Below are 12,038 nucleotides of genomic sequence, written 5' to 3' on the forward strand. Positions count from 1 at the left end.
GCCTTTTCATGATGAGTATTTCCGCCTCAAATGCGGATCACAGGCTGTTTAAGCTTGTGATGACTGACGTGTCCTCGAGCATCCCCTCCAGCCGGGAGGCTGTAATGAATTAAGCCATGGGATCTGGCACCGTGAAAGCGAACCAAATGCGACAAGAACAATAATCAAAACAAAGAAAAAATTACGAGATTTTTAAATGAAAAGAATGCTTATTAACGCAACTCAGAAAGAAGAGTTGCGTGTCGCTTTGGTCGACGGCCAGCGATTGTTCGATCTTGATATCGAAAGTCCTGGACACGAATCGAAAAAGGCGAATATCTACAAAGGTCGTATCACCCGTATTGAACCAAGTCTAGAAGCTGCTTTCGTTGATTACGGCGCTGAAAGACACGGTTTCCTCCCTCTTAAAGAAATTGCTCGCGAATACTTCCCAGAAGGTTATTCCTACCAAGGTCGTCCAAGCATTAAAGAAGTGCTTAAAGAAGGCCAAGAAGTTATCGTTCAGATTGAAAAAGAGGAACGCGGTAGTAAAGGTGCTGCGCTGACCACATTTATCTCTCTTGCTGGTAGTTATTTAGTTCTTATGCCAAACAACCCTCGTGCTGGCGGTATTTCTCGCCGTATCGAAGGTGATGAGCGTACTGAACTTAAAACTGCATTGAGCACGTTAGAACTACCTCAAGGTATGGGTCTAATTGTTCGTACAGCTGGGGTTGGCAAAAATGGTGACGAGTTAGAGTGGGACTTAAACGTTCTGCTGAACCATTGGGCAGCGATCAAACAAGCATCTGACGCGAATCCTGCGCCATTTCTAATTCACCAAGAAAGTAACGTTATCGTTCGTGCGATTCGTGACTACTTGCGTCGTGATATCGGTGAAATCCTGATTGATAGTAATACTATCTACGAACGTGCGCTTGACCATATCCGTCTAGTTCGTCCTGATTTCGTAAACCGTGTTAAGAAATACGAAGGCGAAGTGCCGCTATTTAGCCACTTCCAAATCGAAAGCCAAATTGAATCCGCGTTCCAACGCGAAGTTCGTCTGCCTTCAGGTGGTTCAATTGTTATTGACCCAACAGAAGCACTGACGTCTATCGATATCAACTCAGCACGAGCAACAAAAGGCGGAGATATCGAAGAAACTGCTCTAAACACCAACTTAGAAGCAGCAGATGAAATTGCACGCCAATTACGTCTGCGCGACCTAGGTGGCCTAGTTGTTATCGACTTCATCGATATGACTCCTGTTCGTCACCAACGTGAAGTAGAAAACCGTCTACGTGATGCCGTTCGCTTAGACCGCGCTCGTGTACAAATCGGTCGTATTTCGCGCTTCGGTCTTTTAGAGATGTCTCGCCAACGTTTGAGTCCTTCTCTAGCTGAAGCAAGCCACCATATCTGTCCACGTTGTTCGGGCACAGGTGTGGTTCGTGATAATGAATCTTTAGCGCTTTCAGTTCTTCGTTTGATCGAAGAAGAAGCATTGAAAGACAATACGTCACAAGTTCTGGCGGTTGTACCGGTTTCTATTGCTTCATATCTGTTGAACGAAAAGCGCCGCTCAATTAACCACATTGAACGCATTCAAGAAGTTAGAATTACCATCGTTCCAAATTCAGACATGGAAACACCTCATTTTGAAGTGGTACGTGTGCGCGAAGGTGAAGAACACGAAATTCTTTCTTACTTGATTCCTCGAAAACTTGAAGCCTTAAAAGAAGCAGAAGGCAAAGAGGTTAGCGAACAAGATTTTCGTCCTAAACGTATCGAAGAACCGGCTCTGAAAGGCTTTGCATCACCAGCCCAGTCAGCTCCCGCACCTGCTCCAGTAGCGAAACCTAAAGTAGAGGCACCTACAGAATCGGTTGTTACTGAGCAAAAACCAGGGCTGGTCAGTCGCTTCTTTAAAGCTCTAGCAGGTATTTTCGCCTCTTCAGAAGAAGACAAGAAAGACCAAGCTAAAGAGACTGCTGAAGTTGATAGCGAGAGTAAGAAGCAACCTCAACGTCGTGAGCGTAACGACCGTCGTCGTAACAACAACTCTCGCGACAGAAACAATCGCCGTAAGCCAATAACTGAAAAGGCGAACGAAAAGGTTGAGAGCGAACAGCAAACTGTTGCTAGCGAAAGCAAACCGCAAGAGCGTAAGCCAAAGCAAGAACGCCGCAATAAGCGTGATCGTAATGAAGCTAAGTCAAACAAGCTTCAACAAGAAGGTCGCCAATTAGCCGCTGAAGCTCAGCAAGAAAATGCAGAGAAAGAGCCAGTAAGTGAGACTCAACAAACTACTAAAGCAGCTGTAGTTAAAGAGCGTCGCCAACGCCGTAAGCTTAATAAGCAAGTACGCGTGAACAATCAACAAACTGAAGAAACATATATTGTTGATGAGTCTTTACCTACTGAAGTAGTAGCACCTGTTGTTCAAGAGTTTACGACTGAATTGGTTCAAGCAGACTTAGACACTGATAACGCAGAACAGCAAGATGAGCAGAAGCAACGCCGTAATCGTCGCTCTCCTCGTCATCTGCGAGCAAGTGGTCAACGTCGTCGCCGTGGTCGTGATCGTCGCCCTAACCCATTCCGCCTTCGTAAAGGTGGTGTAGCATCTCCAGAGATGGCTATGGGTAAAGTGATGCCTCGTTATGATTTAGCGAAACCTGTTGTTAAAGCTCAACCTCAAGTTGAAACAGTCGTTGAAAATACAGTTGTATCAACACCAGTGCTAGGCGGTTACGCATTCCCTGAAATGGCAATGGGTAAAGTGATTATTCGTCGTGAAGTCGCTATTGCAGAAACACCGGTTGTTGAAGCACCAGTTGAGACTATCATCGAAGTCATCGAGCATAGCATCGTCGAGAAAGCTGAAACATCGCCAGTAGAAACGACTGTCGCTCCATACGAAGAAATTCAACAACCTGAAGTACAAGCTCCGACTGTTGAAATTGCGAGACAAGAAACTACAGAACTAGCGCCAGTTGCTAAACCGGCAAAAGTTGTGGCATTAACAAAAGGTCACGCGTCATCACCTATGACGAAAGCTTCTGGTCCGCAAGAGGTTAAAGAAATTGCTGTAAATGCAGCACCTTTCCGCACTGAACGCTACGCTCCTATCGGCGCTGGCAGCCAAGTGGCAAGTAGCCAAGCAGGTTCTGCGATGGCTAAACCTCAAGGTTACTAATATAAGCCTTTTTAAAAGCCACCTCAGGGTGGCTTTTTTTATCATTTCAACAGTCTCATTGATCATGGTTATAGGTTCATTATTGAACTTCATCACACAATTCTGTAGCATCCGCCCCTCATCTTTAATTTGATGCGTTCAGCCTTTTGAATACACTTTTTGCCCTATGATATTTCATTCGGTACATTCCATTTCGATTCAATGAGCGTTCTAAATAAAGTCGGTTCATTACAATTATCAGGAAAAACGCTCAAGTCATGTTTGAATTTCCACAGTTTTCCAAACACTCAGTAAAAAATGATGTCCTTTCAGGACTTACAGTTGCTCTAGCATTGGTGCCGGAAGCCGTCGCTTTCGCATTCGTGGCTGGCGTTGACCCTATGGTTGGCTTATATGCAGCATTCATCGTTGGCCTTATCACATCTATATTCGGTGGACGTCCAGGCATGATCTCTGGCGCAACTGGTGCAATGGCTGTGGTGATGGTGAGCTTAGTATCAAGTCATGGTGTTCAATATCTGTTTGCAGCCATATTGTTTACTGGCGTACTACAAATTGCAGCGGGTCTGTTCAGACTCGGCAAGTTCATCCGTATGGTTCCGCACCCTGTGATGATCGGTTTTGTAAATGGTCTTGCTATCGTTATTTTCCTCGCTCAGCTTGGGCAGTTCAAAGCTCCTGATATCAATGGCATTCTAACTTGGCTACCAAGTGAGCAACTGTTCCTGATGCTGGGATTGGTAGCTTTAACCATGGCTATCATTCACTTTTTACCAAAGCTCACTACAGCAGTACCTTCTTCGCTCGTTGCTATTGTAACAGTAACACTATTGGTACAAGGACTCGGTTTAGAAACACGCACAGTTGTCGACTTCCTACGAGCGATGTCTGGTAACGAAAGCGCGACTCTGGCTGGTACTCTTCCAACATTTGCTTTCCCTGTCGTACCTATGACTCTTGAGACACTACAGATAATTCTTCCATATTCTGTAATTTTGGCCGCCATCGGTTTGATTGAATCATTATTAACCCTAACTGTTCTGGATGAAATGACCAATACCCGCGGTAAGTCTAACCGCGAGTGTATGGGGCAAGGTTTAGCCAACATTACCTGCTCTGTGTTCGGTGCAATGGGTGGCTGTGCGATGATTGGTCAATCGATGATCAACATAAACTCAGGAGGACGCGGTCGATTATCCGGTATTGTGGCAGCGGTGATGTTGTTGTTTTTCATCCTGTTCGCAGCATCGCTTATTGAGATGATTCCGCTTGCTGCTCTGGTCGGTGTCATGTTTATGGTCGTTATCGGCACATTCGAATGGGCTACGTTTAAACTTGCTCGCCGCGTACCTAAGCAGGATTTCTTTGTCATTGTCCTAGTAACGGTTGTTACTGTGTTTACCGACTTAGCTATTGCTGTAGGCGTTGGTGTAGTTGCTTCTGCACTTATGTTTGCTTGGGAGCACGCAAAACATATCTACGCAAGTAGCCAGCTTAATGAAGAGGGTTCTAAAGTTTATAAAGTTAACGGTCCTATCTTCTTTGGCTCTGCCGCTAACTTCCTTGAACTATTTGACGCCAAAAACGACCCACAAGATGTAATTGTCGACTTTGCCCAATCGCGTGTAGCAGACCATTCTGCAATTGAAGCCATTGAGACCTTGGCAGAGCGCTACGCGTCTGTCGGTAAAACACTGCACCTACGTCACCTAAGTCAGGATTGTCGCGCATTATTAGATAAAGCCGGTAGCCTTATCGAAATCAACGTAAAAGAAGACCCTAGCTACAAAGTAGCGACAGATGTCCTTGCAGGTTAATCAATAAAACATTTTCTAAGCCTCTCTTTTGAGAGGCTTTTTGTTGCTCATTCATTTGATATAGCAGCGGATTAGTTGCATAGTGTAGTGCCAGAGCTCATCTTGCTCGCTAACTCGCACGACTATTTTTTCTTTTCTCGTTGGATATTCTTATCATGACATGGATTCTGTTCACTCTTTTTGCGGCTTTTATGCAGTCTTGGCGTAATGCATTTCAAAGTCATTTGTCCGGTAATGTTAAAACAGCAGGTGTCACTTTAGCTCGCTTTCTTTGGGCAAGCCCGATTGCTGCATTGTATTTAGCCACTTTATATTTCATAGAACCCATTCCAAGCCCCAATTTCAGTTCGCTTTTCATCACTTACATCGTTGGTGCAGCCACGATGCAGATCGTTGCCACTGCGCTAATGGTTCGACTGTTTAAGTTTAATAATTATGCTGTTGGTGCTGGGCTTGCAAAGAGCGAAGCTTTGGTTGCTGCGCTGCTTGGAATGCTTTTCTTCGGTACTCAATTGACGCTATTAGGATGGATTGGAGTCTTTGTCGGAGGCGTAGGTGTCTTCTTATTAAGTACACAAGGCAGTTTCCGCCAGATATCTCTCCCTACTGTTATTTTAGGAATCAGCTGCGGCAGTGCTTTCGCTTTAACGTCTTTATGGGTTCGAGAAGCAAGTATCGCATTAGGACTACCTTTTCCTTATGGTGCAGCCTGGGTGCTGCTATTGGTCATCTCACTTCAAACACTGATTTTGGTAAGCTATTTAGTTGTTACAGATGTTAATACGCTAAAAGCTCTATTCGCTAGACCCAAAATAGTGTTCTTAACGAGCTTTACTAGCTGCCTTGGCTCAATTGGATGGTTCAGTGCTATGTCACTGCAAGCGGTACCTTACGTAAAAACGCTCGGTCAGGTAGAAATCTTTTTTACAATGCTGATATCTATTATGTGGCTTAAGCAGAAAGTACGAATCAAAGATGGCTTCGGCTTAATATTGGTAGCCTTAGCTGCCATATTAGTTATGTGGGGTTAAAGGGGAACGATACAGATCAAGCCATTGAAGGTGCTAAAATGACAAAGGGTTAGCAAGTGAACCCTGCTAACCCTTCTAAATAATGGCACGCCCTACAGGATTCGAACCTGTGACCACCTGCTTAGAAGGCAGGTGCTCTATCCAGCTGAGCTAAGGGCGCGCTACAGGGAAAGGATTATACGAGTTAGAGATGGTAAATCAACGGCTTTATCTTAGTTTCTGATTTAAATGCCTAAAAATTTACCACTCAACGTTTAAACGTCGAAAAATAAAACAAAGCAAACGTTTGCTTATGGATGTTATTTAAAATTTCTGCGACAATGCGCGCAAAAATTTTCGCTATAAATGTGAAGGAAAGTCATGACTGCTCAAAATATTGATGGAACACTTATTTCTAAAACCGTGCGTTCAGAAGTTGCTGCACGAGTAAAAGCTCGAACAGAAGCTGGATTACGTGCTCCGGGTCTAGCAGTAGTGCTTGTCGGTGAAGATCCTGCATCACAAGTTTACGTTGGCAGCAAACGACGTGCGTGTGAAGAAGTGGGCTTTATTTCTAAGTCTTTCGACTTACCTGCAACGGCTTCAGAAACAGAATTATTGGATTTGGTTGATCAACTTAACCAGGATCCGGAAATCGATGGCATTCTTGTCCAGCTTCCTCTTCCAGCAGGCATCGATTCAACACACGTGCTTGAACATATTCACCCAGAAAAAGATGTTGATGGTTTCCATCCATATAACGTTGGTCGTCTCGCTCAACGTATTCCAAAACTACGCTCATGTACGCCAAAAGGCATCATTACCCTTTTAGACCGTTACAACATTCCTATGCGTGGTAAACATGCGGTGATCGTCGGTGCGTCAAATATCGTTGGTCGTCCAATGACATTGGAACTACTACTTGCAGGCTGTACAACTACAACTTGCCACAGATTTACCAAAGATTTGGAAAGCCATGTTCGTCAAGCTGACATTTTAGTTGTCGCGGTAGGTAAACCAAACTTTATTCCTGGAGCATGGATCAAAGAAGGTGCAGTAGTGGTCGATGTCGGCATTAACCGATTAGAGAACGGCAAATTGGTAGGTGACGTTGAATACGATGTGGCTCGCAGCAATGCAAGCTTCATTACACCAGTACCTGGAGGTGTAGGTCCAATGACAGTCGCTAGTTTGATTGAAAACACGATGATTGCGTGTGAGCAATTCCATACTAAGAAATAATTAACCAAGCAGAAGTAAGCGGCAAAATCGCTATTAAAAAGGGCTCTTAAAGCCCTAATGCCGATCAGTTAAGACTTTAATCGGCAGATCAGTTGAATGATCCTACCTGTATGTAAAAATCCGATAGACTCTGTTTATCGGATTTTTTTATGCACGTTTCTCAAGCCCTCGACATCATCAACAGTTATAAACCCAATCAAGTTGAGACACTCGCTGACCTCCTGCCCATTGAACTCATCAATAGTGCTTACGAGCTTACCGATACTGTTACGCTAAGAAAACGAAAGCTAACTTTAGAGTCGATGGCATGGTTACTGGTTGGAATGGCAATCTATAACGATAAATCCATGGCAGACATTGTAAATATGCTCGATATTGTTGACCGCACAGGTAAACCATTTGTTGCTCCAAGTGCATTAACACAGCGAAGAAAAAACCTCGGTGAGTCAGCGGCTAAAGCTCTTTTTGAGTGTACGCAAAGTCATTGGTTTAAGCTGGCGAATTTACCAAACTGGAACGGACTCACTCTTCTTGGCGTTGATGGTGTTTTGTGGCGAACGGAGGACTCAAAAGAGAACGCTGAAGCGTTTGCAAAGCCTACCAATCGTGACGGTAAAGAAACACAGTACCCACAAGTGCGCATGGTATGTCAGATGGAATTGAGCAGCCATTTAATCACAGGCAGTGCCTTTGACTGTTATAGCGTCAATGAAATGAAGTTAGCAGAGCAACTGATAGAGACGACACCTGATAATAGCTTAACCCTTTTTGATAAAGGCTTTTACTCTCTTGGCCTACTTCAAGCATGGAGCTCGCAAGGCATAAATCGACATTGGCTTATCCCAATGAAAAAAGGACTCACTTATGATGTCATTCAGTCTCTCGGCCGCCAAGATAAACTGATAAAACTGAAGAGTAACCCGCAAGCACGTAAGAAGTGGCCAGAGCTGGAACAAGAAGTGGTTGTACGTTTAATCACGAGAGTCAAAGAGGGTAAGCAATACGATGTTCTCACCTCAATGCTTGACCCTATGCTTTACCCCAAATCGGACATAGTGGGTCTGTATGGATACCGTTGGGAGATTGAGCTTGGGTATCGAGAACAAAAACAATATATGCTTGGCAACCGACTCACACTTCGAAGTCGACTCCCTGAATTAGTGAAGCAAGAACTCTGGGGAATACTACTGACCTATAACTTAGTCAGGTATCAAATGGTGCAGATGTGTAATACGTTGAATGGAGATTACTTGCCATATCAACTTAGCTTCAATGGAGCATTAGCTCACATCATGCGCCTGATAGTGGGACTTCCATACTCGTCACCAGGAGCAATCCCGAGGCAATTCCAAAACTTCTACTCAATGAGTGAGAGCTTAATACTTGAACCTAGGCGAGAAAGATCCTTCCCTAGGGTCGTTAAGAAAAAGCCAAGCCGATACCCTAGAAAAAACAATGCCGCTCACCTTAAGTGAACGGCATTAGCTCTTAAAGCCCTTTTTTATTTCTTCAATGTCTTGAGAGACTAATAAACGATTCTATCTGCCAAATGGCTTACCGCCAAAGCAAAGTAATAAGAGCGATTCCATTTCATCAGCACGTTATAGTTGTTGTAAACCAGATACGTACGGCCATCTTCATCATCGGGCATAATCAGCCACGCTTTGATGTCATCGCTCAACGCTGGAAGTGGTTTACCGTCGTAACGAGTAATACCAAGTTTACTCCACTCACCCAAGTATTTGCCTTTTTCTGGCTGACGACCTTCGAGATTCTTATCAAGTCCATGAGGTACCTTGACTTGACGACCCCAGGTATATTTATCATCCCAACCTGATTGGCTTAAATAATTTGCAGTTGAAGCAAACACATCCGATTTACTTCCCCAGATGTCTTTTTTTCCGTCACGATTGCCATCTGCAGCAAAGGCTAAGAATGAACTTGGCATAAACTGACACTGCCCCATCGCGCCCGCCCAAGAACCTTTCATCTCTTCCGGCGTAATGTGTCCCTGTTCTAGGATTTGCAGAGCCGCCATAGTCTCTTTACGAAAGAATTCTTCGCGTCGACCTTCGTAAGCCATCGTTGAAAGCGCATCAATGACACTAAAGCGTCCCATGTTGGCACCGAAATTACTTTCCACACCCCACAAAGCAACAATGAAACGAGGTTGTACGCCATATTGTTCTCCAATACGGCTCAACTCTTGATAATGTTTTTCATACAAAGCTTGCGCTTGCTTTACTTTCCACTCCGGCACAGCACTTGGAATGTATTCGTCTAGTGTTTTCTTTTTCTCTGGCTGATTTCGGTCAGCCACGACTGCTCGAGGCTTATACTCTACGTTAGTAAAAGCAGAACGGAGAACCTGTTCTGAAATGCCTTCTTCACGAGCTTGTTGCTTAAGTCCCTCAACATACTGTTCAAAGCTAACTTCGTTCGCCAGCACAGGCGAAGAGAGACTTAACCCCAAAACCACTGATAATAATTTTCTCAACCTAGCCTCCTTGAGTATTCACACTCAGGAATTGTTCTGAGCTTTTCGTTCTTTATGTTGTTCTAATAGATTCACTGGTGGTGGCGGTAATTGCAAGAAGAAACCTTGTTCATCCAGCGATGCTTTGACTTTTTCCACATTTACCTGAGCTAACTGGCGAGATTCCAAATTCACCAACATAACAAATATCGGTTTACCAAAAGTCTGTATTAGCGCTTCTGGAATCTGTGAGAAATCATCTCTTTTAGGAATATAGAGATAGGTGCCTTCTTTCTTAGGACTTTTGTAGATAGAACAAAGCATGATGAGCCTTTTATTGTAAATAACACGTACTAATGACGAGTTTTGTCTAGGAATGGTCAAGATTATACAAAAATACGACCAATTCACTTAATTAACCGCAAGATAACTTGCTGAGCTTGGGCACTGAATATAACATGACACCCCTAGTCTCAGGCAACGTCTAGCCAAGAGTTTATGAGGTCAATGCTTCAATGTCTAATACACCTGACCTAAAAGGTAGTAGTTTCACTTTGTCAGTTTTACACCTTTCTGACAATCACATCTCAAACACTATAGATTTTCTCAAACAAAAAATCGGCCAAGCACCTGCATTTTTTGCTAATGCTCCTATTGTCATCAATATTGCAAAAGTCGAAGGAGACATCGATTTTGTGCAACTGAAAAATGGTCTTAGCGACGCGAATTTTGTCCCTGTAGGCGTTTCTGGTTGCAAAAATAGGCGCAGTCAAACACTGGCTTCTGAAGCAGGTTTTGCTGTAATGACGGCCAGTAATAATCCAACTAATGTGCCTGCTCAAATAGCTCCGACCAAGGTTGTGCGCACGCCTGTCCGTTCTGGTCAACAGGTATATGCAAAAGATGGTGACTTAGTAATCCTTAATCATGTCAGTGCTGGCGCGGAAGTGATTGCCGATGGTTCAATCCATATTCACGGAACACTGCGTGGACGAGCGATTGCGGGCGCGAACGGTCAAAAAGAAGCGCGTATTATTTGTCACGATTTACAAGCCGAGCTAGTTTCCATCGCTGGAAATTATTGGCTTAGCGATCAGATTGAAAGTGAGTTTTGGCAGCAGAAAGTCATGCTGAGTATGCATGATGACTCACTCCTGTTTGAATCTCTCGCAATTTAAGTTTTAAAGGAAATAATAAAAATGGCACGCATTATTGTCGTAACGTCGGGTAAAGGCGGTGTGGGAAAAACTACATCAAGCGCAGCGATTGCGTCAGGCCTAGCCTTAAAAGGTAAGAAAACGGCAGTTATCGATTTCGATATCGGTCTACGTAATCTTGATTTAATTATGGGCTGTGAGCGCCGAGTTGTTTATGATTTCGTCAACGTTATCAACGGGGAAGCTACACTAAACCAAGCGCTTATTAAAGATAAACGCAACGAAAATCTCTTCATTCTCCCAGCGTCACAAACTCGTGACAAAGATGCGCTAACTAAAGACGGAGTGCAGCGTGTATTTGATGAGTTAAAAGCAATGAACTTTGAATTCATCATCTGTGATTCTCCAGCGGGTATCGAACAAGGTGCTTTAATGGCACTTTACTATGCGGATGAAGCGATCGTGACCACCAACCCAGAAGTGTCTTCGGTTCGTGACTCAGACCGAATTCTCGGCATTCTTGATTCTAAATCACTACGTGCAGAACAAAACTTAGAACCGATCAAACAACACCTGCTTTTAACGCGTTACAACCCAGCACGCGTGAACCTAGGTGAGATGCTCAGTGTTCAAGACGTTGAAGAGATCCTTCATGTTCCACTATTAGGTGTCATTCCTGAGAGCCAGGCAGTATTAAATGCCTCAAATAAAGGTGTACCTGTGATTTTTGACGAGCAATCGGATGCTGGTCAGGCATACGATGACACAGTAGCACGTCTGCTTGGTGAGGAAGTTGAGTTCCGATTTCTAACCGAGCCGAAGAAAGGCATCTTTAAACGACTTTTTGGGGGCTAAATAGCGGCTATGTCTTTACTAGAATTTTTCAAACCACAGAAAAAAACATCAGCAAGTTTAGCGAAAGAACGTTTACAGATTATTGTTGCAGAGCGTCGTAGCCAAAACGACCCAGCGCCAACCTATTTACCGCAACTCAAAGACGATATTCTCAAGGTAATTGCAAAATATGTGAACATTGACCCGTCAATGGTTGAGCTCTCTTTCGAACATAAAGATGATGATATCTCAGTATTGGAGTTGAACGTCAAACTCCCTGACGAAGAAAGATAATGGAGTTACTGACAAAGTAACCCTCAT

The 12,038-nt window shown here is 43.9% G+C and carries 10 protein-coding genes and 1 tRNA gene; 8 read left to right on the plus strand and 3 right to left on the minus strand.

What is annotated here, in order from left to right:
- The first annotated feature begins 196 nt into the window (after positions 1 to 196).
- The 3 genes from rne (at position 197) to G5S32_RS09915 (ending at position 6,029) form a co-directional block, all read left to right on the plus strand.
- Positions 197 to 3,181, plus strand: a complete 2,985-nt coding sequence (gene rne / locus G5S32_RS09905; RefSeq protein WP_165311866.1) for a ribonuclease E — start codon at positions 197 to 199, stop codon at positions 3,179 to 3,181.
- A 257-nt stretch (positions 3,182 to 3,438) separates the two neighbouring features.
- Complete coding sequence (locus G5S32_RS09910) at positions 3,439 to 4,998, plus strand: SulP family inorganic anion transporter (protein ID WP_165311867.1); 1,560 nt, start codon at positions 3,439 to 3,441, stop codon at positions 4,996 to 4,998.
- A gap of 155 nt (positions 4,999 to 5,153) precedes the next feature.
- On the plus strand, positions 5,154 to 6,029 hold the full coding sequence (locus tag G5S32_RS09915) for a DMT family transporter (protein ID WP_165311868.1): 876 nt from the start codon (positions 5,154 to 5,156) through the stop codon (positions 6,027 to 6,029).
- 83 nt (positions 6,030 to 6,112) lie between these two features.
- Here G5S32_RS09915 and G5S32_RS09920 read toward each other — a convergent pair.
- Positions 6,113 to 6,189 (minus strand) — tRNA-Arg (locus G5S32_RS09920).
- A 200-nt stretch (positions 6,190 to 6,389) separates the two neighbouring features.
- Here G5S32_RS09920 and folD point away from each other — a divergent pair.
- The gene (gene folD, locus G5S32_RS09925; protein WP_165311869.1) at positions 6,390 to 7,250 is read left to right on the plus strand and encodes a bifunctional methylenetetrahydrofolate dehydrogenase/methenyltetrahydrofolate cyclohydrolase FolD; all 861 of its coding nucleotides are present in this window, start codon (positions 6,390 to 6,392) and stop codon (positions 7,248 to 7,250) included.
- Positions 7,251 to 7,399: 149 nt separating this feature from the next.
- A complete protein-coding gene (locus G5S32_RS09930) occupies positions 7,400 to 8,725 on the plus strand; it encodes an IS4 family transposase (RefSeq protein WP_165311684.1) in 1,326 nt (441 codons plus the stop codon).
- Positions 8,726 to 8,775: 50 nt separating this feature from the next.
- Here G5S32_RS09930 and G5S32_RS09935 read toward each other — a convergent pair whose 3' ends face one another.
- Both G5S32_RS09935 and G5S32_RS09940 read right to left on the minus strand, forming a co-directional pair.
- A complete protein-coding gene (locus tag G5S32_RS09935) occupies positions 8,776 to 9,747 on the minus strand; it encodes a lytic murein transglycosylase (protein ID WP_165311870.1) in 972 nt (323 codons plus the stop codon).
- Between the two features lie 24 nt (positions 9,748 to 9,771).
- Positions 9,772 to 10,050 (minus strand): YcgL domain-containing protein, encoded by a 279-nt coding sequence (locus G5S32_RS09940; protein WP_165311871.1) that lies wholly within the window; start codon positions 10,048 to 10,050, stop codon positions 9,772 to 9,774.
- A gap of 191 nt (positions 10,051 to 10,241) precedes the next feature.
- Between G5S32_RS09940 and minC the strand changes: the two genes are divergently transcribed.
- The 3 genes from minC to minE are packed head-to-tail and all read left to right on the plus strand — an operon-like array spanning position 10,242 to position 12,011.
- Positions 10,242 to 10,904, plus strand: a complete 663-nt coding sequence (gene minC, locus G5S32_RS09945) for a septum site-determining protein MinC (protein WP_165311872.1) — start codon at positions 10,242 to 10,244, stop codon at positions 10,902 to 10,904.
- Between the two features lie 21 nt (positions 10,905 to 10,925).
- Complete coding sequence (gene minD, locus G5S32_RS09950) at positions 10,926 to 11,738, plus strand: septum site-determining protein MinD (protein ID WP_165311873.1); 813 nt, start codon at positions 10,926 to 10,928, stop codon at positions 11,736 to 11,738.
- A gap of 9 nt (positions 11,739 to 11,747) precedes the next feature.
- Entirely contained in the window at positions 11,748 to 12,011 is a 264-nt protein-coding gene (gene minE / locus G5S32_RS09955; RefSeq protein WP_165311874.1) for a cell division topological specificity factor MinE, read from the plus strand.
- Positions 12,012 to 12,038 lie beyond the last annotated feature (27 nt).

The organism is Vibrio ziniensis, from assembly GCF_011064285.1.
Taxonomy (GTDB): domain Bacteria; phylum Pseudomonadota; class Gammaproteobacteria; order Enterobacterales; family Vibrionaceae; genus Vibrio; species Vibrio ziniensis.

Excerpts from the sequence above, each read along its gene's own strand:
- G5S32_RS09910 (WP_165311867.1), top strand. The coding sequence starts at position 3,439 with ATGTTTGAATTTCCACAGTTTTCCAAACACTCAGTAAAAAATGATGTC.
- minE (WP_165311874.1), top strand. The coding sequence starts at position 11,748 with ATGTCTTTACTAGAATTTTTCAAACCACAGAAAAAAACATCAGCAAGT.
- G5S32_RS09940 (WP_165311871.1), bottom strand. The coding sequence starts at position 10,050 with ATGCTTTGTTCTATCTACAAAAGTCCTAAGAAAGAAGGCACCTATCTC.
- G5S32_RS09930 (WP_165311684.1), top strand. The coding sequence starts at position 7,400 with ATGCACGTTTCTCAAGCCCTCGACATCATCAACAGTTATAAACCCAAT.
- rne (WP_165311866.1), top strand. The coding sequence starts at position 197 with ATGAAAAGAATGCTTATTAACGCAACTCAGAAAGAAGAGTTGCGTGTC.
- minC (WP_165311872.1), top strand. The coding sequence starts at position 10,242 with ATGTCTAATACACCTGACCTAAAAGGTAGTAGTTTCACTTTGTCAGTT.
- folD (WP_165311869.1), top strand. The coding sequence starts at position 6,390 with ATGACTGCTCAAAATATTGATGGAACACTTATTTCTAAAACCGTGCGT.
- minD (WP_165311873.1), top strand. The coding sequence starts at position 10,926 with ATGGCACGCATTATTGTCGTAACGTCGGGTAAAGGCGGTGTGGGAAAA.
- G5S32_RS09915 (WP_165311868.1), top strand. The coding sequence starts at position 5,154 with ATGACATGGATTCTGTTCACTCTTTTTGCGGCTTTTATGCAGTCTTGG.